Annotated in this window: 25 protein-coding genes and 1 riboswitch; of the genes, 2 read left to right on the top strand and 23 right to left on the bottom strand. The window is 39.5% G+C overall.

Going from position 1 to position 26551, the window contains the following annotated elements:
• Positions 1-106 precede the first annotated feature (106 nt).
• From NFR44_RS02940 to NFR44_RS03000, 13 genes are all read right to left on the bottom strand, one after another.
• Positions 107-1651, bottom strand: a complete 1545-nt coding sequence (locus NFR44_RS02940; protein WP_251441023.1) for an LptA/OstA family protein — start codon at positions 1649-1651, stop codon at positions 107-109.
• Positions 1652-1677: 26 nt separating this feature from the next.
• Complete coding sequence (locus NFR44_RS02945) at positions 1678-2856, bottom strand: hypothetical protein (RefSeq protein WP_251441025.1); 1179 nt, start codon at positions 2854-2856, stop codon at positions 1678-1680.
• A 46-nt stretch (positions 2857-2902) separates the two neighbouring features.
• Positions 2903-3346, bottom strand: coding sequence for a hypothetical protein (locus tag NFR44_RS02950; RefSeq protein WP_251441027.1), 444 nt, complete (start codon positions 3344-3346; stop codon positions 2903-2905).
• Between the two features lie 130 nt (positions 3347-3476).
• Positions 3477-4880, bottom strand: a complete 1404-nt coding sequence (locus tag NFR44_RS02955) for an MATE family efflux transporter (protein ID WP_251441029.1) — start codon at positions 4878-4880, stop codon at positions 3477-3479.
• Between the two features lie 95 nt (positions 4881-4975).
• A complete protein-coding gene (locus NFR44_RS02960; RefSeq protein ID WP_251441031.1) occupies positions 4976-7888 on the bottom strand; it encodes an insulinase family protein in 2913 nt (970 codons plus the stop codon).
• A gap of 173 nt (positions 7889-8061) precedes the next feature.
• Positions 8062-9291: an aspartate kinase gene (locus NFR44_RS02965; protein WP_251441033.1), complete on the bottom strand. Its 1230-nt coding sequence runs from the start codon at positions 9289-9291 to the stop codon at positions 8062-8064.
• A 154-nt stretch (positions 9292-9445) separates the two neighbouring features.
• Entirely contained in the window at positions 9446-9838 is a 393-nt protein-coding gene (locus tag NFR44_RS02970; protein WP_251441035.1) for a class II SORL domain-containing protein, read from the bottom strand.
• Positions 9839-9982: 144 nt separating this feature from the next.
• Positions 9983-10585: a cob(I)yrinic acid a,c-diamide adenosyltransferase gene (gene cobO / locus NFR44_RS02975; protein ID WP_251441036.1), complete on the bottom strand. Its 603-nt coding sequence runs from the start codon at positions 10583-10585 to the stop codon at positions 9983-9985.
• A gap of 2 nt (positions 10586-10587) precedes the next feature.
• Positions 10588-11979: a cobyrinic acid a,c-diamide synthase CobB gene (locus NFR44_RS02980; protein WP_251441038.1), complete on the bottom strand. Its 1392-nt coding sequence runs from the start codon at positions 11977-11979 to the stop codon at positions 10588-10590.
• Between the two features lie 4 nt (positions 11980-11983).
• A complete protein-coding gene (cobI, locus tag NFR44_RS02985; RefSeq protein WP_251441040.1) occupies positions 11984-12691 on the bottom strand; it encodes a precorrin-2 C(20)-methyltransferase in 708 nt (235 codons plus the stop codon).
• 106 nt (positions 12692-12797) lie between these two features.
• Complete coding sequence (locus NFR44_RS02990) at positions 12798-13652, bottom strand: sirohydrochlorin cobaltochelatase (RefSeq protein WP_251441042.1); 855 nt, start codon at positions 13650-13652, stop codon at positions 12798-12800.
• A gap of 81 nt (positions 13653-13733) precedes the next feature.
• Positions 13734-14615: a sirohydrochlorin cobaltochelatase gene (locus NFR44_RS02995; protein WP_251441044.1), complete on the bottom strand. Its 882-nt coding sequence runs from the start codon at positions 14613-14615 to the stop codon at positions 13734-13736.
• Positions 14616-15116: 501 nt separating this feature from the next.
• Positions 15117-15434, bottom strand: coding sequence for a hypothetical protein (locus NFR44_RS03000; RefSeq protein WP_251441045.1), 318 nt, complete (start codon positions 15432-15434; stop codon positions 15117-15119).
• A gap of 271 nt (positions 15435-15705) precedes the next feature.
• Positions 15706-15875: riboswitch (cobalamin riboswitch) on the top strand.
• A 234-nt stretch (positions 15876-16109) separates the two neighbouring features.
• Here NFR44_RS03000 and NFR44_RS03005 point away from each other — a divergent pair.
• The gene (locus NFR44_RS03005) at positions 16110-17132 is read left to right on the top strand and encodes a sirohydrochlorin cobaltochelatase (RefSeq protein WP_251441047.1); all 1023 of its coding nucleotides are present in this window, start codon (positions 16110-16112) and stop codon (positions 17130-17132) included.
• A gap of 12 nt (positions 17133-17144) precedes the next feature.
• The gene (locus NFR44_RS03010; protein ID WP_251441049.1) at positions 17145-18095 is read left to right on the top strand and encodes an ABC transporter substrate-binding protein; all 951 of its coding nucleotides are present in this window, start codon (positions 17145-17147) and stop codon (positions 18093-18095) included.
• 116 nt (positions 18096-18211) lie between these two features.
• Here NFR44_RS03010 and NFR44_RS03015 read toward each other — a convergent pair whose 3' ends face one another.
• Genes NFR44_RS03015 through cbiD form a run of 10 tightly spaced genes read right to left on the bottom strand, consistent with a single transcriptional unit; the run spans position 18212 to position 26456 of the window.
• Entirely contained in the window at positions 18212-18991 is a 780-nt protein-coding gene (locus NFR44_RS03015; RefSeq protein WP_251441051.1) for an ABC transporter ATP-binding protein, read from the bottom strand.
• Complete coding sequence (locus NFR44_RS03020; RefSeq protein ID WP_251441365.1) at positions 18991-19974, bottom strand: FecCD family ABC transporter permease; 984 nt, start codon at positions 19972-19974, stop codon at positions 18991-18993. Before NFR44_RS03020 ends, NFR44_RS03015 begins: the two co-directional genes overlap by 1 nt.
• Before the next feature lie 22 nt (positions 19975-19996).
• Complete coding sequence (locus NFR44_RS03025) at positions 19997-20671, bottom strand: precorrin-8X methylmutase (protein WP_251441053.1); 675 nt, start codon at positions 20669-20671, stop codon at positions 19997-19999.
• A complete protein-coding gene (gene cobK / locus NFR44_RS03030) occupies positions 20658-21449 on the bottom strand; it encodes a precorrin-6A reductase (RefSeq protein WP_251441055.1) in 792 nt (263 codons plus the stop codon). Before cobK ends, NFR44_RS03025 begins: the two co-directional genes overlap by 14 nt.
• Complete coding sequence (gene cobJ / locus NFR44_RS03035) at positions 21446-22135, bottom strand: precorrin-3B C(17)-methyltransferase (RefSeq protein ID WP_308795299.1); 690 nt, start codon at positions 22133-22135, stop codon at positions 21446-21448. Before cobJ ends, cobK begins: the two co-directional genes overlap by 4 nt.
• A 29-nt stretch (positions 22136-22164) precedes the next feature.
• Entirely contained in the window at positions 22165-23283 is a 1119-nt protein-coding gene (locus NFR44_RS03040) for a cobalt-precorrin 5A hydrolase (RefSeq protein ID WP_251441060.1), read from the bottom strand.
• Between the two features lie 9 nt (positions 23284-23292).
• Positions 23293-24108, bottom strand: coding sequence for a precorrin-4 C(11)-methyltransferase (cobM, locus tag NFR44_RS03045; RefSeq protein WP_251441063.1), 816 nt, complete (start codon positions 24106-24108; stop codon positions 23293-23295).
• A 17-nt stretch (positions 24109-24125) separates the two neighbouring features.
• Complete coding sequence (gene cbiT, locus NFR44_RS03050; RefSeq protein ID WP_251441066.1) at positions 24126-24710, bottom strand: precorrin-6Y C5,15-methyltransferase (decarboxylating) subunit CbiT; 585 nt, start codon at positions 24708-24710, stop codon at positions 24126-24128.
• 25 nt (positions 24711-24735) lie between these two features.
• Entirely contained in the window at positions 24736-25362 is a 627-nt protein-coding gene (gene cbiE / locus NFR44_RS03055) for a precorrin-6y C5,15-methyltransferase (decarboxylating) subunit CbiE (RefSeq protein ID WP_251441068.1), read from the bottom strand.
• Positions 25338-26456, bottom strand: a complete 1119-nt coding sequence (gene cbiD, locus NFR44_RS03060) for a cobalt-precorrin-5B (C(1))-methyltransferase CbiD (protein WP_251441070.1) — start codon at positions 26454-26456, stop codon at positions 25338-25340. The genes cbiE and cbiD overlap by 25 nt, the downstream gene beginning before the upstream one ends.
• Positions 26457-26551: the final 95 nt, after the last annotated feature.

Consider the following 26551-nt stretch of genomic DNA (forward strand, 5'->3'; position numbering starts at 1 on the left):
TATTACAAAAAGTAAAGGCTTAGAAGAAGGGAATTCCCTTCTTCTAAGCAACCTTCAATTGACAACAACAAAACATGATATAAACCAAAAAGTGAGATACTTAAGACTAAAAGTCTTTAGCTACTACTGTATACGACCATTTCTTTTGTTTCGATTGATATGTAAGCCACCCTTCAAAGGAGTGCATATCACGATGCCAAGTATAATCAACATAACGTAAATCGCCATTCTCTACATCTCGTTTCGTTGTAATCGTAAATGTATCTAAGCGAGTTAATCTAATCGACGCACCAATTGTCCAATCTCGATTTAACTCCTCACGGTCAAATCGATAGGGTGAATTATTACGACGGTCCATATTATTTTGACGATAACTAGTAAAAGCTGTCACTCTTGAATTTAATTTCCAGCTAGATGTAACGCCCCAATACGGCATGCTTCGAATGTGATCATTATAACCATAATAATCGCGTTGATAACCACCATAAAAACGTATACCTGCATTTTTTGATAGTTTTATACGATCATGACTAACCTCACCAAAGAACATAGCATGACTACCCTTAATACGGTCTTCTTTCCAATAACCTATATTACCGCCACCACGAATCGTAAATGGTGTCTTACCAATATAATACTGATTGGTGTATACAGACAATTCTGGGCGCTTTTCAACCCAAACAGTACGGGCATTTAATTTAGATGATTCACGACTTACACCGAAGGTAGCAACGCCCCAAGGTAAATATTCTCGGTAACCAAAGCTTGGTTTGAAACCCTCTTTTGTCATCCATTGATATTTAAGAAATAATTCACCATTATCACCGATTGGATATTGAATGCTTCCTTTTAAGCCAAACCCATCATCACTATTATAAGTTGGCCGTGGAATTAAAGAGAATAAATTAAATTCACCATCACGGTCACTACGTAAAGATACTACATACTTAGGCATACTTAGAATTTTGCCATTTTTGATAAATAGCTTCGCATCGCGAATAATTGCCTTATCACCAGGATACACTTCAATTGTGCTCCCTTCGATGCGATAGTCAGGTACCCCTTTATAGGCCATAGCATGTTTAGTTGTTAACCAACCTTTAGTGATTAACCCTTCTTGACCATTATATTCAACTTTATCAGCTTTTACATAATAAGGTTCAACATAACCAATTACATTAGGTGCTGACATAGCATTGGTACCACTGTTATACACTAAATTAGTACCTCGTAAATCTTTAGTAGCCCCTTTATTCTCTAGAAAGTGAAATTCTCCATCGGTTGTATATTCCTGCGATTTTGTATTTCCCAATAGCTTTTCACTATGAATTTCTTGAGTCCCTTGAATAGCATCTACTTTGCCTACAGCCACTACATTTCCAGTAGCACCACTATAATACATGCTATCTGCATCTACCTTAACTGGTTGTGAGCTATTATCAACAGTCGCAACCGGTTTACCACGGCGAACAACACGTATAAGGGCTCCATCTGACTCATTCATAGTTGCTATGCTTACAGGATCTGAATCATAGGCAATATCTTGTGTATTTTCATAAATCAATCCTTTATTATCAGCCGCTTCCACTGACAACAAAGGCATAACGACTAAAGCGGCACTTAATGCATACCTAGCCTTCTTCATTACCATCTTCTACTTACCTCATTTTCATTGGATTAGTTTCGTTTCACAACCACGATAGGTTGCGAAGGAGCGTCATTTGTCTGACTAGGTTCTTCCTCTACAGTGTCTTCTTCAGCCACCTCTGTATCAGCCTCTTCTACCACATCTTCATTATCATCAGCTATTGTTTCTTCTGATTCATCAGTGTCTTCAACACTACTATCATTAGCAGGTACTAATGTAACAGGCTCAGACGCATCACCTAAGGCATAATCATCATAAGAATCCTGAGTTACAGCTTCACTAGCTGTATGCGCTTGCCCATCACCACCAACAACAACACCTTGTACGGTAACCATTTCCTGTGGCTGTACATAAATAGTAGCTCCTTCTGGTAAATCAATATTTTTCCCTTTAACAAAGAAGCCCCCTACTAAGCCTACAGGCCCTAGCAATACAGCACCAGCTACAGAAGCGCCTGCCGCTTTTAATTCTTGCTTAGTCTTAGCTTTCGCCTCTTCCCCTTGAATAGCTACAAAATCAGTGCCATCAAGAGCAGGTACTGTATCAAATGTTAAATCTAATTTACCATTACGACCAAAGGAAGATGCTTTTTTCAATTCTGAAATATGCCCTTCCCCCACAGTGCCAGCTGGCACCAACAATACATTACCATCCATAATATCTTCAGCTACTGTAAAGCTAAACACATCGCCCACCTTACTTGTAGCGGTATTAATTGGCGTATTCAAAGTAACAGCAAATACTTCTGTACTCGCTACTGAGCCAATTTGGGTTGTTACTTTAAGCGGTGCCCCATTAATCGTTTTACCTAACGCTTGAATCCGACTTTCTAAAGAGCCTGTTCCAATACGCCCTGATACACTGCGTTCCAACTGCTCTACACGAGATACTAAAGAACCACGGCCTACCTTATTTTGATAGGTCCATTCTAACATAGATAATTGCTGATTTACCGACACTTTACCACGTACATTGCCTTCAATAGAATCATATAATGAATCTACTTGAGAGTTAAGTGTACCTGAACCTGTACGACCATATACAGTCTGTCCAATTTGTTGCACCCGATCTACCAAAGCCCCAACCTGAGTTGAGCCATATACTGTATTCTCTAAGGCATCTGTTTTTTCTAATACTGTTTCAGGAGCTGCCCATACATTACTTGAAAAAAGTGCGGCTACAGCTAACATGACTACTTGTTTTTTCATACATCCTCCAACCATATGAGACTAAGGTCATTACGCCCTTAGACTATTAAATCTTCAAGTCAATAATAGCAGATACACCTACACCTTGAATACGAGACGCATTCACAGGATTCATGCTATCAATTGGCACTAACCCTTTGACACGGGCTACACCATTGAAACTAGCTTCAACCTGTGCTACCGCTTCAACACGTTCCACTTCAGAAGCAGGACCTGTTACTTGTGCAGCCCCGATATAGCCATTATTACCAACACTAACAATTGGTACTACCTTAGTTGTATAAGTAGTACTTAAATTATTTTGGCTTAAAATTTTATTTAAAAAGTCATTAATCTGACCACCAAAGCGGTCAACTAAAATCCCTACACCACCAACTTTAAGGACGCTACCTAAGTTAAAATTGCCAAGGCTAAAAGCCTGTGCTGGACCAGCAAATACACCAGTGGCAATTGACATTGCCATTACAGTTGCTAATAATTTCTTTTTCATATGTCATCCTCCTTGTTGTCGAGTCTTTACAATACTACGTATGCTAGTCTGATTATATCATATATCAAAGAATTTGTCCTTTTTGAGCATGAAAAGTTCCCTATAATACACGCTTTCATCAATAATTTCACTAAATTTTTATATGCTGCCATACACCACTACGAAAACGCCAACCTGCAAACACCATCCGCAAGCTTTGGTCAATTAACAAGGCAATCCAGGCGCCATAGAGCCCAAAGCCCCAAGTAAAGCAAAGCAAATAAGTTATAATAGGTCGGAAAATAGCAATCACAAACAAGGAATACTTCATAACATAAAAGTTATCGCCGGCCCCTTTGAGAACACCAGAATAAACTAATTGAAAAGCCTGAGGAAAGCTAGCTATCGCCATAAGAATCATGATTTGTGAACCCAACTGCCATACACCTTGGTCCTGAGTAAAGAAATCAAATACAACATTACGCAAACCAAAATATACAATCAAGCCTACAATAGAAATAAATAAAGCAATGCGAATGCCTATTTTACCATAAGCCACTGCTAAATCAGGCCGCTTCTTGCCTAAGGACTGACCCGTATAAGAAGCACCTGAATAACTTAAGCCCATAGCAAAATAGTAAAAAATATCAATGAGGTTCATACAAATATGATGTGTCGCTAAAGCCACAACGCCCAAAGAAGCAACCATTTTAGTATAAGCAAACATCCCAAATCGCTCAAAAGCCTGCTCCCCTAACGAACTACCACCTATATAATATATGGATCGTAAAATATCCTTATCAAATCGCCAACTGCCTTGCTTCCATGATAAATGTTTATCCTTTGTATGAATGGCTCGCCACAAAAGTAGGCAAATCAATATATAGCTAGTCATCGTAGCAATCCCAGAGCCTATTACGCCTAAAGCAGGAATGGGCCCCCAGCCATAAATCAATACAAAATTCAAGCAAACATTAAGAACATTGCCAATAGCGTTCGATGTAAAAATAATCCTTGTATTACCTACACCAATTAAAGCGGCCCCCATCATAACCGACAACGCAGAAAAGAAAAGACCAATAACAATAAACTCACCATAGCCAACTGCTGTAGTAATATAGGAGGGTTGAGCCCCAGCAAAAGATAAAATAGCCGGTAAAAAATAGTAGCTTAAAGCCAACAAGGGTAAATAAAATAATATCGTCAATATAACCCCTTGCTTTAGCACTGAATTCATAGCTACATAATTCTCTTCCCCTTTACGACGTGCTACGATAGCCGTAATAGCGATAGCTGCTGACCGCACAAAAACAAGCATAACCATCAAGGGCTGACTCATAATCCCTACAGCAGCTAACGCATCAGCACCTAAAGCGCCAACCATAGCTAAATTAATCGCCGTCATCAACTGCAACAAGAGTCCTTGCATCGTGGCAGGCCAAGCTACATCAATATATTCCTTATAAATGCTCTTAGTAGCTGGTACTGGCCCCAACCGAGCTGCAACAGGCAGAATATAATCTATCCCAAAGAACCTTCTAATTCCCAATAACATGACCTACTCCTTATGTGAAATAATATTGTGCAATTTCTAAAAAACACCCCTAAACAAAGGTATCATCCCCTGCTTAGGAGTGTTTATATCTTGCCTTATTGTGGCAAGGAAATTACTTGGCTAAATGTAGAGCCAGCATTTTTAATCTTCTGTTCGTTCCCCATTACACTAATATGAGAATCCTTCATAACAGCTCCGACTAAATCTGCCAAACTACGAATATCCTCTTGACGACAAGCAATTACTTCTTTACGCAGCTGTTCAGCTGCTTCTGGCGTCCCTTCGCCAAAGTACTCACTCATAGCACGAGGACCTCGTAAAGCTGGTGTAATTGGCGTATCTAACGTGCTCATAGTACCAATAATATATTTACGCATTTCACGATCTGAAATTTCAAAAGTCTGTAAATATTCGCTTAACGCTTCATAAACCGATAATGTTTCAGTCAAGTTTGGATCACGATAACTACAAAGTACAAAGTTACCATTATTATAGAAATTAGCAAATGCTCCATAAGCGCCACCTTGCACGCGAATACGAGTCCACAAGTATTCATAGCGAAGAATGGTTTCCAATACTTTCATGGCACCCCTTGGTGTAAAGCCATGGTCACGGAAATTACCACCTTGAGCCACATATTGCACCTTCCCAGATGTAACAATCCCTTCATTCACATACTCTTTTGTGATTTTTAATTGTCCCTTTGGATAAGAACCCTCTGTCCAAGTTGTTAAAGCCGTTTCTAATAATTCTTTAAATTGTTCAAATTCATAGGCTTCACCTACAAAGGAAATATCAACATTAGAAGGACGGAATAGTTTTGCTGCTACTGCTGCTAATTTAGCAGGCAAAGCTTGTAAAGCAGCTTCATCAGCAACCAAGGTTGCTAGTTGTTCAAAATAGCCCAAACTATCTAAATCACGGAATTTTCCTACTTCAGTCACCTGTGCTGTTACACGATTTGATACGATAGTATGGCCACGACGGAATGCTTCTGTATCCCAAATCGCTTTAGTCTCTTTCACAAGTTCTGTTAAGCGACTTACATCTGTATATTCACTATGGCTGACTAATTCAGAAATAATACGAACTAATTCAGGCAATTTAGCATGCAAGGCTTTAGCACGAACAATAAATAATGGTGTGTAACCATCACGGTCATTATACTTTGTTAAAGCTGCTATATTGGCACTGAAACCACCTAAATTCATATTAATATCTTGAGCAATCGCATCATAGGTCCGTTCTTTGGTATTAACACGGGCTAATATATCACTTAACAGACTCGCGTAAAATAGTTCCGTTTCAGTTAAGCAATCCAAATGGAAATAAAAAGCAGTATAGTTAATGCCTTTAGCCTGAGCAGGTACAAAGTGGAGTTTAGCCTCACCTAACACACTATCTTCACGTTCCACTCGTTCTACAGCAGGTGATAAGTCATCTAATTCCAAAAGAGGAATCGTGGCTAATGCTTCTTCAGTATCAGGCGCCGCTTGACGCGCTTTTAATGCTTTTGTTTGCTCTACAATCGCATTAATTTCTTCAGTCGTCATGTTAGCCTTAATAGCTGCTAATTTTTCTTTTTCAGCCTGCTCTTTTTGCTCTTGTAACCCTTTTTCAGGATAAATAGATACTAAAGCTTTATGTTGATTTTGTAATAATGCTCGTTCGATTAAATCTTCAAAGTAACGAGTATGTAAGCCTTCACGCAATGTAGCTAAAGCGCCTTCGTAGCGAAGGGCTTCAATTGGATCTTTATCATAATTCCATTGATCCATAACGCGAATGCCATAAGCTAACCCGATTGGACGACCACCAAAATCAGCTTCTCGCAAAGCAAATTCAGTAATATTTAAAGAAGCTTCTAATAATGATGTATCAAGACCGTCTTTAACTAAACGAGCCAACTCTGCTTCTACTAATTCCTGTAAACGACTTTGTTCCTTCATTTCAGAACCAGTAACAGAAATATTCCAAATTGGCTGACGTAGGCTATCTAAATAATAACCGCTAATGTCACTACCTACACCAGCTTTTACTAATAATTCTTTTAACGGTGCTGCTGGTGATGTTAATAAAGCATGTGTCAAAATTTCAAAGCCCAAACTATCTGCCACTGTCATTTCAGGCATTACATACGTCAAAGCATGCATTGTCTTACCTGCTTCATTTTCATCAGAACCAATGCTATAAGGATACGATGCCACTTTGCCTTTTTCAAATGGAGCTTGTACTGCAATGGTAGAATCTACAGTAATTGCATCAAAGTTTTGCAAATATTCTTCATCAATGAAACTTAGCTGTTCCTCAATATCCATCGTGCCATATAAGAAAATATAACTATTCGCTGGATGATAATATTGTTTATAAAACGCTTGGAACCCTTCATAGGTTAAATCTGTAATGTTATCAGGATTACCACCAGAGTCTACACCATAAGTCGTATCTGGGAATAATTCAGCCATCATATGAGTTTCTAAAATAGAGTCAGGCGAAGAATATACACCCTTCATTTCATTGTATACAACACCTTTATATGTCAACTCATCTTCAGCAGAATCCAATTCATAATGCCAACCTTCTTGCATTACAATTTCCTTATCCTCAGCTACCCGTGGATAGAAAACAGCATCCAAATACACATCCATTAAATTGTGGAAGTCCTTATCATTTTTACTAGCCACAGGATACATTGTCTTATCAGGATACGTCATAGCATTTAAAAAGGTATTTAAAGATCCTTTTACAAGTTCTACAAATGGCTCTTTTAATGGGAATTTACGAGATCCACATAACACAGAATGCTCCATAATATGGGCAACCCCTGTACTATCTTTTGGAGGTGTGCGAAAGGCAATCGAAAAGACTTTGTTCGTATCTTCAGCATCAATATAAAGCAAACGAGCTCCTGATTTTTCATGATGCATTAAATAGGCTGTGCTGCTTAATTCAGCAACAGATTCCACCCGCTCTACTTTAAAACCACTATATATTTCATTTAGTTTCATAAAAAACTCCTTTTATTACATAGAAAGCACAGATACATAACATACCTGAACCTTATAATTAACTGTATACAATGTATATTATACTAAAATTGAGGAATATTTTCAAAATAAAACAGACTTTCTCCCACCTATGAGGGAAAAAGCCTGTTCTTACTTAACTTAAGAAATCCTTCTTAGCCACGTTTATCAATGACTAAATTGTCATGAATGGCACGAATAGCATCTTTTACTCGTTCTTCTGCAATTAAGCAAGTAATACTAATTTCAGAAGTACTAATAATTTCAATATTAATATTTTCTTCACTTAAAATGCCAAACATCTGAGCTGCCACGCCTGGTTGACCTAACATACCAGCCCCAACGATTGATACTTTAGCCATTTGTTCATTAATAACAAAATCTTCAATGTCGCCTGCAGCTTTCAAAGATTCCAACACTTCGCGCGCCATTACAACATCATCCAAAGTAATTGTAAATACAATATCAGTAATTGTGTCTTCAACTGTACGAACGCTTTGTACAATCATGTCTACGTCCACATTTTTATCAGCCAAGCTTTGGAAAATAAGATGCGCAATACCTGGTTTATTTTTAACCCCTACAAGAGATACTTTTGCTACATTAGTGTCATCCGCCACGCCTTGAATTACATGTTTATTTGCTTCCATGGTATAATCCTCCCGAATAATGGTACCTTCTTTATCACAAAATGTGGAACGTACATGAATAGGTACGCCATAGCGACTGCCCATTTCAACAGCACGAGGTTGCATTACACCCGCCCCCAAGCGAGCCATTTCCAGCATCTCACCATATGTAATTTCATCTAATTTCATCGCATTCGGTGCGATACGTGGGTCCGTAGAATACACACCTTCTACATCGGTAAAAATCTCACACACATCAGCCTGCATAGCCCCCGCCAATGCAACCGCTGTCGTATCAGAGCCACCACGACCTAAGGTTGTAATATCACCACAATCAGTAATACCTTGGAAACCAGCTACGACCACAATATTGCCTGCATCAAGCGCTGCAAATACACGGCTAGGATCAATCGTTAAAATACGAGCTTTGCCATGATTATCACTACTCAAAATACCAGCCTGTGCCCCTGTCATAGATACAGCAGGTTGACCTTTTTCCATAAAAGCCATCGCTAATAAGGCAATGGAAATCTGTTCACCAGTAGACAATAAACGATCCATTTCACGACCAAATGGTCTAGATGTAACAGCCCGTGCTAAGGATACTAAATCATCCGTAGTATCACCCATGGCCGATACAACCACCACAACGCGGTCATCTTCTTTTTTATCACGTAATACGCGATCTACTACATTGTAAATTTTTTCCGGGGAAGCGACAGAACTGCCACCGAATTTTTTAACAATTAAGGCCACTGTAATCCCTCTTTATCTCTAAAACAACTATAAGAATATATAAAGATACTCTATCATATAAAGGCTATATCTGTAAAGTATAAAAAGCGCCAAGACTAAAGTCTCAGCGCTTTATGTAAGACAATATTAACCAGCTTTAAAAAAGCTTGATTTCTTATTGTACTACGATATCTTTTTCAGATTCCCATAAACCATGGATATTGCAGTAAGAAGTAGCAATCAATTTACCAGATTTTTTGAAGGAAGCTACTACAACACCAGCTGCTTCAGCAAATACTGGACCTTCGTTAGCACCAGCTGCTGCTTCACCATGTACGTTGAATTCAAGACGAGCTACTTCAAATGGAAGCGTTGTACCTTCTTCTACATAGTATAATTTAATCCAAGAAATATGATGTTCTGTAGTGTTTGGATGTGCAATATCTTTGCCTACTTCTAATTCAATTTTTACTTTTTCACCAGCTTTTACAGTGTCAGGTGCTGTAATTACCGGAACGTGTTTTTCATTTTTGAAGTCTGCAGATTTTACATAGTTACTTAATGCCATTGTGATAACCTCCTTGGTCATAAGAATATATCCTATAAGAACTTACTTATAGTTTAAAATAATATACTGCTTATAATTTTATTATAGCATGTACCTTTATTTTTTCAAGAGTCTATTACGACTTTTTTCGATTTATTTACAATATTAAAACTCAATGCCACGGGCTGCTTTAATGCCCTGTTCATACGCATGTTTCACCACTTGCATTTCCGTAACTGTATCAGCTTTAGCAATGATTTCAGGCTTAGCATCGCGCCCAGTTAAGACCATATGCAAACGGGTCGGCTTTGCTTCCAACAACGTAACTACTTGTTCTACCGGCAATAGACCAAATTTAATGGCGTAATTAATTTCATCTAAAATGACTAAATCCCAATTGTCAGACATAACTTCATCCGTTAACATTTGCCAAGCATCTTTAGCAGCCGCCTTATGAGCTATCAAATCAGCTTCTGAAGTTTCTTTATTGTGGAAAATAAAACCTTTCCCCATAGGACGAATTTCAATAGGTAAACCAGCTGCTTGCAATGCTTTGATGCCTTTCAATTCGCCATAGGTAGAACCACCTTTTATGAATTGCAAAATAAGAACTCGTAAGCCATTACCAACTGCGCGGAGTGCTACACCTAAAGCCGCTGTTGTTTTACCCTTCCCATTCCCTGTATTAACTAAGATTAAGCCCCTTTGGGATGGCGTAACAACACGCTCATCGCCATCAACCGATGTTTTCGTATCTACTGTGGTCATCCTTACGCCTCCTTAGCACGATAGGCACGCGCCTTAGCAATAAATTGTGCTGCCGCTGACTCATTGCCAGCAAAGTTCAAATGTAAGTAAGTAGCTAAAATATTGCCATGACTATAACCACCATTATAAGTTTGTCCTTTACGGCCACCTTCAAAATGAAACGCCCACGGGAATGTATCAACTGTCATAGGCTCTACAGGCTCCATGGTAGAAAAGTGGAATTCATGACCTCTTAGACTACTGCCTTTAGGAGCTAACAGCGTATCCTGTAGAGCTGTTGCCGTTACATAACCAACTTTTTGTAGTTTAGCCTGCATAACACATTGTGCTGGTACTAAACCTACCATAGGCCGTACATTACCTTCAAAGTCAGTAACAGCTTCACATAAATACATTAAGCCGCCACATTCTGCATAAATAGGCATACCCGAAGCAGCCGCTTCACGAATAGAATGCAACATAGACTGATTTTCACTTAATTGAGTCAAAAACATTTCAGGGAAACCACCGCCAAATAATACGGCATCTACTGATGGCAATTCCATATCGGTAAGAGGACTAAAATATACTAAATCAGCCCCTTCATCGGCTAACGCCTGCAAACTCGCAGGATAGTAAAAGGAGAATGCTTCATCATAAGCAACTCCAATACGCACCTTTGGTTCTGCACTTGCTTTAGCCACTATTTCAGGCACCATAACAGCTGGAGCTGCTTCTGCCAATTTAACTAAAGCAGTTAAATCAACGCTTTGCTTAATCGCTTCACGAATAGTATCTAAGGCTGTTTGAGGATTCACTTCCGTAACAGGGGTAAGCCCCAAATGCCGCTCCGGTGAATGCATCCGTTCATCACGACGAATAACACCAATCACAGGAATACCCAAACGCTCCATAGCAACACGAATCATATGCTCATGATTATCCGAACCGATGCGATTCAATAATACACCGGCTAAATTAACCGTAGGGTCATATTCTTTAAACCCTTTAGCAATCGCCGCTGCACTTTCACCCATCGCTTTGCAATCGATTACTAAAATAACAGGTGCCTCTAACGATTTCGCAATTTCCGCAGTCGAGCTAACGCCTTCACGGCCTCCATCATACAGCCCCATTACGCCTTCAATGATAGCTAACTCTGCATCTCCTGCCATATCAGCAAAAAATGGTTTCATCTTCTGTGGTGGTACTAGCCAAGTATCTAAATTATAACAATCTCGACCACTAGCTAATTTATGAAACCCTGGATCAATATAGTCAGGGCCTACTTTAAAGGCTTGTACTTTTTTACCTTGTTCATAAAATGCAGCCAACAAACCCGCTACAATCGTTGTTTTGCCAACACCAGAATTTGTACCAGCGATGACAACTCTCGGAATAGCATATGATTTCATAGTCTTAGCGATCCTTACGCTTAGCCAATACAGTGGATAAATAATTTAATTTCAAATCAGCCGGTAGTGTATCAAGGCCACGATATACTTCTTCACCATCAAGACCAACGCGACTAATCATAACAGCATCATCAGCCATATTATGTTTTTTAAGCGTTTCTTGTACTTCGTGGAAATTACGGTATACCTTCATAATAACAGCATCATCAGCCACTGCTAATACTTTATCAATTTTTTCCTTAGGAGCTGTAGCTGGTACAATGGCAAGCACTTCTTCTTTTTCTACAATAGGATATCCTAAATGCGAGCCAATAGCACAGAACGCAGTCACCCCTGGGATTGTTTCAATTTCAAAACCTGTGTTTTCAATCAAACGATATACATACATATATGTGCTGTAGAACATAGGATCCCCTAACGTTAAGAAGACTACATTTTTACCAGCTTCCAAATAACCTAAAATAACTTTTCGAGCTTCTTCCCAACCAGCGGCTTGTGCATCATCATCAAGCACCATAGGAAATACCACTGGCACAATTTCAGTGTGAGCCTGAATATATGGTTTAGCAATATTAAGCGCTACAGATCCGTCTTTCTTTTCTGTTTTAGGTGTAATAATAATATCTGCTTCACCTACAATACGCGCTGCTTTCACAGTCATTAATTCTGGATCTCCAGGTCCTACACCAATACCGTACAATTTACCTTTCATGGTTACGCTCCTATCTGTTCATATACTTTATATTGAATACATACCTTATTATTGTATGCGTTAAGCCTACAATCGGGCAAGTATTAATTCTGCGGAAATAATGATTTTATTTTATATTAGGAATAGCTGGTCTATGGGAAACACGCCCCTCATAGCGCCCAGCCATAGCATCAGCCAAGTGCTCTACATATAATTGCTGCACTGCCCGATATTCACCGAGCCCTTTCATATGACGCACTACTTCATAACCAGCAGCTTCTAAGGACGTTTGCACACTATCTTCCTCATCACCAAAAATATCATTAAGGGCATGATCACCAGCTACTAGCAAAAGAGGATGAACATGAATTCGACCAGGTCGTTTATTATCCACCCATTCCCAAGGCATCGCCATATCTTCTAATTCTGGAAAACATTCTAAAGTTATGATACGCACATTATAATAGCCTTTGCGGAATAATTTTAGTTGCAACGCACTATAAGAGGCATTGCCTACACTCATGCCACCGTGGCCAACCAATAATAAACCTTCTTCTTTAGGAATTTGTAATGTATCAATAAATTGTTCAATCAAAGCCTCATAATCATCTGGTCGCTCTTCTTGACCTAAGAAGTATAATAATGGACGGCCTATTGCAATATGTTGCAAAGAGCCCTGCCCTTGATAGGCCAAAATATTCTGTTTTAATTTATCAAATTCTTCACCACCAATTAGATGTAATGGTTGCACTACAATAGACTCATAGCCTTGATTAATTAAATCTTCAATAGCACTTTGTTCGGTATCAATTGTTTCGCCCCGTTCCCGTAAACGCTTAACAATAATACGTGAGGTAAACGCCAAGCGTACTTCATGCTCTTTATATTGCTTTTTAATAAATTCCACAACAGGATTAATTTGATTTTGACGGGCTGATTCAACCGTCGTGCCAAAGGCCACTACTAAAATAGCTTGTTTCATACACCCTCCTATGTGACAAAAACGGTCCTCCTCTGAGGACCGCTATTTATGTACTATATGTCTTGCTAATTGACTAAACAACTAAGGCTTCACGACTCTCCCCCGCAATGAAGGCTGTCCTGCTTCCTTATTTGATTGACTTGCTTGTTGTTTACGTTCAATCATACGAATTGATTGTGCTAAATGTTTTAAGAATAAATCTTGGATAAATGGATTTTCCCCTAGCCCTTCATTCCATATAGTAACGCCATACCCTTCTTCGGTTAATAAGGTCGCTACAGAATCAGAACGATCACCACCAAGGAAATCCATTAAATGCTCCGATCCGATAAGGGCCAATGGCACCACTAATACTTCCTTATGATCTAAACGCTCTAATAAGGTTAAAGCCTGTTTAAAATTAGGAAAACCATTGGAAGTAAAGACAGCTACATTTTGGCCATTACCATATAAACATTTTAATTGCAAAGCACTAAATTCTAATTGATTCTGTCCATTAGCCATTAATAAAATAGACTTATTTAGAGCGCGAATATTTACATGCTTCATAATCGCATCAATGGTGGCTACATAATCATCCGCATAATTTTTTACCCCTAAAGAACTGAGCAATGGCTTCCCTACATGAATACGCATTACATTGCGGTCACAATTATAAGTAAATGTAGCAATCGCTTTGCGCATCTTTTGATAACATTGATCAGCTACTAATGCAAAAGGTAATACAAAAACATCTCGTACATCTGTATTTTTAAAATCAGTTAACACATCTTCTAAAGACTGTACAGGATTCTTATATTTTTCGTTCCACTTCTCGATTAACGCATCTGCTAAAAATACACGACGAATTACTGCATCAGGATAGGCTTTTTTTATTTTAGCTTCCATAATGCCTACGGATTTCTCTACTGCTTCACCATAAATAGACCCAAATGTGGCTAAAATAATACCCTTTGTACTCATTTATAAATCCTCCGATATCAAGAATACCTACACACCATCGTAATGATGTCTACTCTAAAATCAGACTGAAATTTGTCATATTTTACATAATCGAAAATATTCAAAATACATGTCACACTTTATTTGTTGGTATAATGATACGTTAGATTTAGTTTTTAGTCAATGAGAATTTTTCTCATTTTATAATTTATCAATGAATATCAGTGAGAAATTAAATATTTAATTTAATTTTCACTTTCTATATCTATTTATGTCGTTCCAGTTTCATTTTTATCGATATAAAGATGTTTTATCGCCTTCTTAGCCAACAAAGCTTCACTCTCAAAAACAGGTATTTTATTAATCAATTTAATAGATACCTTATTTGCTACGGTCCTAACAAATAGTTTCTATTAAAAATAGACAATTTAATTTTTTAAGAATTTTTATTCAATAATGTATAGTAACTATACATTATTTAGTATTAAAAAACTATATAACTTCTTATATAATTGATAACCATTATGGTTGCGAAAATACTCTTGGTGCTGCTACTTCAAATATTTCAGCAATCATTTTCAAATATTTACCTTCAATTAATGTCCGTTTCCGTTCACTTTTCGTAATCAACCACAACTGGCGACCATTATAGGTAATTCGCAATAAACTATTAATATATTCATTAAAGTCCTCTTCACCCATAGCGTCTTGCAAGGCTAACAGTTTTGAATGAATTGGTTCACCTTGATACTCAGGCCGTTCTAACACGGGTGTAAAGGTGACTTCATACACAGACTTAGATACTTCATTAGGACCTGCACCATTCATAAATTGATCCATAGTTGGACCTCCTTTATTTATATACATTAATACCTACTTCTCCATAGTACCAAACTTTCCTTACTTTGCCTATGGCAAAAGCACATTAACCGCCACAAATAACAAATTATCATACCTTTTATGCACAAATTTCTATAGCGCTCTTTGATTACTAACGCCCCCAAGCCCCTTACTATCACCGTTAGACGAAGTATCAAAGTCGCTACTAGTCCTTATACCCTACCCAGTACTGCATTGACAGTGGACATCTATTTTGCTATCATGATTACAAAATGAATACGACCTACAAGGTGAATGACTTAATAGGAAAGAGCAGTAAAAGCTGCCGCGGTCCCGCCGCTGTAAGAGGGAGCAGAATCGATAGGCCACTGGAAACACTCTGGGAAGGTGATTGTTGCGAGGAACTTGAGCCAGAAGACCTGCCTTGTTGGATAACCTATAACCCACGAGCGATGGCGAGGTTAATCGATGTCACTATCTGTACTATACACTGACTAGTAGTACCACATATTCATCTAGTTAGTTTCTAGAAGCTAGCTACTTAGTAGAATATGTCAACCGTCATGTGCCTAGCAATTCTAGTGTATTGCTTACAACCTCCCTTACTAAGGGGAGGTTATTTTTGTATTTATTATTTATTTTATTTTCCATTTTTTATCACGAGGAGTGAATGAAATGAGCAAACAATTTTTAAAAAAAACATTAGCTACCACACTAGCAGTAGCCGCTTTAACAGGCTTTGGCTTCCTTGGTGCACAAACAGAAGCAGCGTACCAATTAAGCGATGAAGTAAAAACTGCCACACCAGCTCTATTAGAAGCTACCGAAATCGGTGTTCGTACTTATAATACAGATAATGCAGAACTTGCCAAAGCCCCTAACAAAGATGCTATCGTAGTAATGAGTTTTGGTACTACTTTCAAAGATACTCGAGCTAAAACAATTGATGCTACTATCAATGAAATCAAAGCCCAACATCCTGGTGTAAAAGTAGTTACTGCTTTCACTTCTCATATTATTATAGACCGCATCAAAGCAAATGAAGGCATTACCTACCCTACCCCTGAAGAAGCATTAGATCAATTAAAAGCGGAAGGCTATACACGTGTAGCGTTAACTACTTTAGATGTAATCCCAGGCATCGAATATAAATATAAAACAGGCGTTTACAACCAATATAAACATAATTTCAAAAAAATGACCTTTGGTACACCACTCATGTACTGGATGGGGCAAGAAGGTCAAACCGATGACATTGCTAAAACAGTGGAAGCGGTAGCTACTCAATTCCCTAAAACAGGTGATAAAGATGCCGTGTTGATTATGGCTCATGGTACACCAGATCCATCTAATGCTTACTATGCAGTAATCCAAAACCGCCTCGATTCAGCAGGCCTTAAAAATGCCTATATTTATACTGTAGAAGGCTGGCCAAGCCTTGAGGATATTGTGCCTCAATTAAAAGCTAAAGGTGTTAACCATGTAACCTTAATGCCATTTATGATGGTAGCTGGCGATCATGCTAATAATGATATGGCTGGTGATGAACCAGATTCCCATAAATCAATTCTCCAAGCTGATGGTTTCAAAGTAGATACTTACATTCATGGCCTTGGTGAAAACCAAAAAATCCGTGATCTCTTTGCCGCGCATGCCCAAGAAGCTTGGGAAGCACTACAAAAAGAAGATGCCAAATAAGGTAAAAACTCTATGAAATCAGTAACTCGAATTTTCCTTATATTAACATCACTGCTTGTAGCCATGACAGTCTTAGTAGGCTGTAGTAAAACAGACTCTACTAAGAGCGGCGAAACCCGTACGATTACTTATAAGGATCAAAGTTATACCGTACCAGCAAATCCACAACGGATTGCTACCTTAGCCAACTCTTTACTTAACTTTCTTGATGCCATTGATGGCAAGTCCATTAGTCGCGTAGATTCAAGCGATGCCCTCTCCGATGAATTAAAAGCTCTCCCTTCACTAGGGCAAACAGCCAATATCAATATGGAGGAATTACTAAGTTTAAAACCAGACTTAGTAATAGGTCTTAGCAATCAGCATGGCAAATATGAAAGTCAATTGCAAAGTAATAAACTACCACACATCTTAGTAAGCTATGATGGCATTAAAGACAATGTGCCGCTACTCCTCTTCTTAGGCGAACTAACTCATCATGAAGACAAAGCTAAAGAGGTAGTTTCTCAGTACAATGCTAATATTGAAAAAGTAAAGAATGCTGTAAAAACGTTGACCCCAGCACGAGTAGCTGTTTTACGAGCTACTGGCAAAGCCGTTACGGCTGAAACTGAACTAGCTGTAACAGCTGCCATGGTTAAAGAACTAGGTATGACTAATGTAGTCTTACAACATGGTGATTTTGACAAATCGGCTAAAACCATTCCTTATTCACTAGAAACCTTAGCAGCTGATGATCCAGATATTATTTTTATCTCTACTATGGGTAAAAAAGAGGACATTACTAAAACGATGGAAAAGGAAATGACAAATAATCCGGCTTGGCAAAATCTAAAAGCAGTAAAAAATGGCAAAGTATTTTATTTACCATCTAATTTATTCTTGTTAAATCCAGGCTTACATACACCGGAGGCTATGGCAGAATTAGCCAATATGGCCTATGGTATTACTGTAACCTTCTAACACGGGAAAATATAATAAAATAATAAGGATACTATACCTTATAAGGCTAACAAAAAAGGGCTGCAACAATGTCGGACATATCCGCATTTGTTACAGCCCCTTTTTATGAGCTACCTTTATAACAAGCCTTCAATCTTAATATAAGGACTTGCTTCAGGTCCTTCTTCAATTTTAGCCTCAACAGCAAATACAGTTTGTAATAAATCTGTAGTCATTACATCTTTTGGTGCTCCTACTGCTGCCAAATGCCCTTTATGAAGCACGGCAATTTGATCAGAGTAACGAGCCGCTTGATTCAACTCATGAAGAACCATCACAACCGTTAATCCTTGTTCCCGATTTAAACGACGTAATAATTCCATCACTTCAAACTGATGATTAATATCTAAATACGTTGTGGGCTCATCTAATAACAAAATCTCCGGTTCTTGTGCTAACGCCATGGCAATCCAAACCCTTTGCCGTTCCCCACCAGACAAAGACGATACCCGCTGATGACGTAAATGCGTTGTCTTAGTTACCGCCATAGCATCTTCTACGGCTTTACGATCTTCTCCAGCCGTATTGCGCCACCAATTCTGATGTGGGAAGCGCCCACAATAGATGAGTTCTTCTACGACCATATCTTTAGGTACTTCAGGGGACTGTGGCAAAAAAGCCATTTGCTGAGCTAATTGACGAGCCGAATAATCGCTTGTCAATCGCTCTCCAATAACAATCGTTCCCTGCTTTGGTTTCACACTACCAGTAATACATTTTAACAGCGTACTTTTGCCACAACCATTTGGTCCAATTAAAGTAGTAATTGCGCCAGTAGGCACAGACCAAGAAATATCTAGTAGCACCTCTTTTTGCTCAAAGGAGACCGCTAAGTTCTGCACAGTAATTGCATCCATTACGCATCCCTCCGCAATAAGTACAAGAAGAACGGCGCCCCAAAGAAGGCCATAATAATACCTACCGGCACTTCTACAGGACTAAATAGTACCCGCCCTAATGTATCACTGATAACAAGCACCGCCGCCCCTAAACAGGCTGAACCAGGCAGTAAAAACTTATAATCCGTACCAATAATCATCCTTGCAATATGAGGAATTACAAGCCCCACAAAGCCAATAAGTCCCGCTACACTTACCGCACTGGCCGCTAAAAAAGCAGCTACCGCAGTCATTGTAAAACGAGTTTGTTCTACTGGTAACCCTAAGCCTTTAGCGGTTTCATCCCCCAAGCTTAAAATTGTTAAACGCTGAGAGCCTAAAAAAGCAATAATAAGACCTATGAGAGTATAGGGGGCTAGCAAATATACTTGCGGCCAACTACGAGCCGATAAGCCCCCTACCATCCAGAGCAAAGCGCCTTGCACGCGATCACCATAGAACACAAGTAAGGCGGAAATACCAGACCCTAAAAAGGCGGCTACTGCTACGCCCGCTAAAATAATACGGGTTGGTCGTATCCCATTTTTCCATGCTAAGGCGTACACCATAAGAGCAGCGCCTAAAGCGCCGACAAAAGCAACTAAAGGGACTAAATATTCCCAACTTGGAAAAAGGATTAAAATGATAACCCCTGCCAAGCCAGCGCCCGATGATACCCCGACAATTTGTGGGTCTGCTAACGGGTTTTTCATAACAGCTTGTAAAATAGCCCCAGCAACGGCTAAATTAGCCCCTACTAAAGCCGCTACAATATTGCGTGGCAAGCGAATATTCCATATGACCATATCCTGTGTGTCTATTAGTTCAGAACTCCATAAGGTATGCCAAATTTTGGTCAAAGTAATATCAGCAGAACCAAATATTAAAGACACAATCATAGCAATGAGGGCTAGTATTAAAAAGCCGAGCACCCATAAACTACGTTTTACATTGCGCTGCATAGCTTGGGCTGATTCAAGCTCCTTAGTCATGTTGTTTCGACTCGTTTCCTTGTACAAATAACATACCATCACGATTTACGCCCGTATATAAAAGAGCATTAACCACGGAAGCCGCAATAGGACTACCACCTTTATTACCTTTTACTGTAATATATGGTACTGGCGATACTTCCATTAAATAATCTTTAGATTCGGCAGCCCCTACAAAACCTACAGGAATTCCAATAATAAGGGCTGGTTTAACACCTTCTTCAAGCGCTAAACGAAGCACTTCATATAAAGCAGTTGGTGCATTACCAATGGCTACAATCTGACCGTCTAATTCTTTACCAAAAGCGCGCATAGCAGCAATTGAACGAGTTACCCCTAATTCTTTAGCTAAAGCAGCTACTTTTTCATCTTTAATTAAGCAATGAACTTCACTACCACGCAAAGCTAATGCTGGTTTATTAATACCGGTGCGCACCATTTCAACGTCACAGTATACATGAGCGCCATTTTGTAAGGCTTCAATCCCCTTTTTAACCGCATCAGGGCTAGTGCGTACTAATTGAGCATATTCCACATCACCAGAGGCATGAATAGTACGAGAATACACACGCACTTCATCGTCAGTCAAATTTAAATCCTTTACATAAGGATAAATAATTTCCATACTTTTATCTTCAATAGCTTTTGGATTTTTAATGAATTCCACTTTTCTTGTCCTCCCATAAATCACAGAATTCCTGAGCCGTGGAAATGGTCATAGCCCCTTTAGCAGGCTCGGGACGATCAATAACAATAATATGTAAACCTAAATCAATAGCTGCTTGCAATTTCGTGTCAGAACCACCAACTAGACCTGAATTTTTCATCACTACTACATCTGCCTGTGTGTCTGCAAACATTATACGATTCATCTCATAGCTGAAAGGGCCTTGCATAGCAATAATTCGCTTTGGTGAAACACCTAAGTCTTCCATCATAGCCAATACTTCAGCCGTAGGCAAGACACGTGTCCACACATCCACATCTGACAAAGCCTCTGCCTTAGCGAAGATATGCATAGTCTTACTACCAGTAGTCAAATACACTCGATTATGTAATGATTTCGCTAAAGTACCTGCTAATTGAGCCGCTTCCACCTCATTGCTAACATGGTGCAATTTATCATAAACGGGCAGTGGTACTTCCTTCCGTTCAAAGCGCAAGAAGGGAATCTTCATATCGGCCGCTGCCGCCCGTGCCGTAGCCGTTACCACAGCCGCATAGGGATGACTAGCATCAATAAGTAAACTAATCTCTTTATTGGCAATAATCTCTTTCATAGCGTCTGTATCGAGCCTGCCTGTATGCACTTCAATGCCTTCATGAGCCGCAAGTTGAGCCCCATACTGACTAACTACAGATACAAATACAGGTTGTCCTGTTGTTTCACGAACTGTTACAGCTAAATTGCGGCCATCTAATGTGCCCGCAATAACCCAAATCATAATTTGTAGCCTCGAGGCGTAATCATACGACCATTTTCTACATACGTTTGGCTGTTGCCGATAATAACTAAGGTCTGCATATCAATTTCTTCTTTAGTGAAATTCGCTAAATCAGAAATCACCATATGTTGACCAAGACGGCCCGCTTTTTGAACAATCCCAACTGGCGTTTTTGGATCGCGATGCTTCAATACTAATTCACGAACTTCATCTAAATGAGTAACGCGTTTTTTACTGCGTGGATTATATAAGGCAATAACCATATCCCCTTCAGCACTTAAATCAGCACGTTTTTTGATTAAATCCCATGGGGTCATTAAATCACTCAAAGAAATAACAGCAAAGTCATGCATTAAAGGAGCCCCTAACACAGCGGCGGCTACATTTACGGCGCTCAAGCCAGGAATAATTTCTACATCTGGACGTTGCTGTGCTGGCACTTTATTAGCCAATTCCATAACAAGTCCAGCCATGCCATAAATACCAGAATCACCACTAGAAATAACCACTACTTTATGACCTTCAATGGCTAAATCCACCGCTTGCTGACAACGATCTACTTCCTGCATCATAGCAGTGCCTACTTTTTCTTTATCTTTAATCAAATCAGCAATCAAATCAAGATATGTCAAATAACCAACTACGCGATCTGCCGCTAAAATAGCTTCTTTCGCTTGTGGTGTCATAAATTCTTCATTACCAGGACCAATCCCAATTACTTTGATTGTACCTGTGCAATGGCTACCGTTGTTCGTGGATACACCGTTTTCGTTTGTAATAATGTTTGGCTCTTGGCCTGTAATAGTGCTGTTGTTTCGCATACGTTGCCTACTCCTATCGTTTCTTTAACAAAATTAGATTCTTCTAAATGACTCTGTTCTATAAATGGGGCCATTTCTTCTTGTGTGAAAAAGTGAATGGGCCACTGTAATTCTTTAACTGCTGCTAATAAACCAACTTCGTCGGCCTTTACAATAACCGAAGCTGCGCTCGCTACACTTTTAGGTGAGCGATTCACGTGAGCTAAAGACTCTGAAATAGCCGTTAAAATTAGTTCTTTTGACGTATCTCGCCGACAGCCGATCCCCACTACCATAGTTGGTGGTCGTAATACTAAAGTTCTAGGACCTGTTGGCAATATTAAATCAGTGATAATCACTCGTGGTGCCTCTATCCCACCAGTTTCTAATAAAGCCTTCCCTGTTACGGTATGTGGATTAAACCGAATTAATTCAATCCCTTGTGACTTCGCCACCGCTTCATAATGATGTAAAAAATACAAAGTATCATCAATATAATACGGTACTGTTTCACGAGCCACTAACGCAGCATTAACTTCTTTTAATGCAGTAAAATTATCTACCTTACACTGTAGTTTACGAGCTAATACATCAGGAGCCGGAATACCATTAACATCAGTAGCCGTTGTAATCACAGGCGTAGCACCCACAACATCGGCAATTTCTGCAGTCCATTCATTCGCCCCACCTAAATGACCGGACAAAAGACTAATAGCAAATTGCCCTTGTTCATCCATAACAACTACGGCTGGATCTTCCGATTTATGCTTAATATAAGGAGCAATCATACGTACTACAATGCCTGTGGCCATAATAAAAAGCAACCGGTCATATGTCGTAAACCAAGTTTCCACATGAGGTTTCATGGAAGCAAAGGTAGTGGCTTTAGCACCACTAATGCGCCCTTCTTTTTCAAAGCAAACTACTTCTGAATTCGTTTCAGCTGCCGTACTTAGTAAATGAGTACGCAAGGCCTGACCTAACTTCGCACCATGCGTCGTTACCGATATAATCGCGGTGCGCAAACTATTCATAGTATCACCTCAGTCTTTAGCGCTACGGTACATGTGGCTAAATCCTTTGTCATATAGTTTAGATAATTCATAATCACTATCTAACACTTTACTTACCACAATCATAGCCTGACGTAATACCCCTTCTTGACTTACAATATCAGCAATGGTTTCTAAGGTACCACGAATAATACGCTGATCTGGCCAAGAAGCTTTTACCACGATGGCTACTGGTGTTTTAGGACTATAGCCACCCTTAACTAATTCTTCTACCACACGATCAATCATCTGCACACTAAGAAAGATACACATAGTTGCTTCATGAGCCGCTAACATACCTAACTTTTCTTTTGGTGGCATTGGTGTACGCCCTTCCATGCGCGTAATAATAACCGTTTGAGATACATTAGGTAGTGTATATTCCTGCTTTAACGCTGCCGCTGTAGCCAAGAAAGAACTAACGCCAGGTACTACCTCATAAGTAATCTCTAGCTCTTTAAGGCGATCCATTTGCTCTTGAATGGCACCATAAATGGCTGGGTCACCCGTATGTAAACGAACAATCGCCTTACCTTCACTAGCCCCTCGTTTCATTACTTCAATGACTTCATCCAAATTCATAGTCGCACTATTGTGAATTTCACAACCTTTTTTACAAGCTGCTAAAATATCTGGATTTACCAAAGATCCTGCATAAATAACAATGTCTGCTTCACTTACTAAGCGATACCCTTTGCGCGTAATTAATTCTGGATCCCCTGGGCCAGCCCCTACAAAATGCACTACTGGCGCGATTTGCGAGGACTGTTCTTGTATAACTGCTTGTGCAGTTTCTGCTGTACTCATACTACCAACTATACCTCCTACACTTCAGCTTGTTTAATAGCTGTAACAATAAAAATAGGACTCAATGGATTGAGCATATGATACGGTCCTGCTTTACGGAACCGATTAATCTGCATTTGATACCCTTCGTAGATAAAAGGTCTATCTTTCAACGCTTTTAAAATCGTATAACCTGTTTCCATAGTAACTGCAGTTACTACCAAACGGCCACCTGGTTTTAAAAGACGCTCTGACTCATCTAAAATAGCATCCATACCACCAGCACTGCCACCAATAATGATAGCATCTAAAGCTGGTAAATCAGCCATTCCTTCCGGTGCCTTGGCTTCAATGACAGTCATATTTGTCACATTAAACTTAGCCATGTTTTCTTTTATAAGCTCTACCCCTTTGGTGAAACGTTCAATAGCATATACATGACCTTTTGGGGCACCCAAAGCAGCCTCGATGGAAATCGAACCTGTCCCAGCACCTACATCTAAGACTTGGCTATCTTCTTGTACACGAGCTTCATTAAGAACGGCCATGCGAATTTCACGCTTCGTCATGGGCACGTCGCCACGAATAAATTCTTCATCGTCAATACCAAAAAAATGACGCATGTAATACTCCTTTATATTAATCTGCTTACCCAATTACAATCAATACGGAATGATAAAAACCTGCTAATTCCGTCATTGTCGCTAGGGATTGTTTTTCTATACGCTCATCTTCATAACTGAGTCGTTCACAGGCATAGGCTATCGTATCCGCCGGCCAGCCATGGTCTAATAAAATCTGTGCAATAGCTGCTGGATTATGTTCTTTATCAGTTAGAAAACCTAACTTACGACCAGCTTCATATTGCAAGGCTGTTTCTGGTGGCACACGACCATGAAAACTCAATAAATCTGCATCCTGCCACACTTCGCCGATCCGTGCAAAGGCAAAAGTCATAGAACTAATACCAGGTACTACCTCAATAGGCACTAGGGGAAACTTCTTTTTTAAATAAGGCAGTAAACTATAATAACCGGTGTCACCACTAACTAAAACAACTACATCAGACAAGGCTAATTGAGTATCTATCCACTCAGCTAAAGCACTTAACTTACCCGTAATAGGATACGTAAGCTGTTCTGGCTGGGCAAAATCAAGCAACGCTCGTTCACTGCCCACTAATACCTTAGCCTCCTTAATTAAGGTCAGGCCACGGGGTACAACATATTCAGGATTACCTGGACCAATACCTACAACGTAGAGGGTATGTGCCATTGTTCTTCACCTCCTATACGTCGTGCCGTCTCATCTACTGCCAAAATTTGCCCATCTAAGGTTGCAATCATAATGCCTACTTGCGCTTCTTGGGCAATATATCGTTCAGAGCGCATAGAAGCTCTATCTGCTACTAGCTGATAAACTCCTTCTAAATGCTCCCGTACTAAAATTGGCATGGCTGCTTCCGTTGTCCGGCATTCCATAAGTTCATGAGCTACCGCCGTACTAGCGCCTTCCAAAGCCGCATAGGCAACAATAGTTTCCATTCGACCATCACTCATACGATTATGGGTATGAAAACTTCCTGAAGCAAGTTTTATAATTTTACCAATATGACCAATAATCACAATCTTTTTGAAGCCTATTTTTACAGCCTGTTCTAACATAAAACCAATAAAATTGGACGTCTCCGCCATTTGGTTAATAGACACACCTAGCACATTTTGAGCTAGTTCTTGACCAATTCGTCCTGGTACAAGAACCGCTGTTTCATAGCCAGCTGCCTTCATAACCTTTAATTGAGGCACCAACGAATTTTTGAACCCTTCTTCACTCATAGGTTTCACAATACCTGTAGTGCCAATAATAGAAATACCGCCTTCAATACCTAATGTACTATTAAGAGTTTTGCGAGCTAAAATTTCCCCTTCAGGCACAGAAACTGTAACTATTACGCCTTGACCCTCAGTACAAAATTCCTGAAATACTGTAGTCATCATAGTTCGTGGCCCAGGATTAATAGCTGGTTCCCCTGGGGGCATAGCCAATCCTGATTTTGTAACAGTGCCTACACCAAAACCAGCCTTAAACTGTAGCTGTCCATCAGTAGATAACTGCACCGTGGTGACCACATCAGTGCCATGAGTAACATCAGGATCATCACCACCATCTTTCATAACCGTAGCCTTAGCTTCCGATGACGATAGAACCTCTATGGCTTTAATTGGCACCTCAATAGGCTGTCCTTGTGGATTAATAACAGTCACTTGGCTAGGAAATTCTTCTTGTAATAAAGCGAGTAAAGCCGCTTTCATACCTGCTGTAGCACACGAGCCAGTAGTATAACCGCCTCGCATTGATTCTACATCCATCCATACCTCCTTTGATGAAACGTGCCTTCTATGGAGCCCTCTTTCGCCTATGATATAAAGCTAAATTCACTATTTCAACTTATATCATGGCAAAG

Origin of the sequence: Veillonella intestinalis, assembly GCF_943193155.1 — a bacterium.
GTDB lineage: Bacteria > Bacillota > Negativicutes > Veillonellales > Veillonellaceae > Veillonella_A > Veillonella_A intestinalis.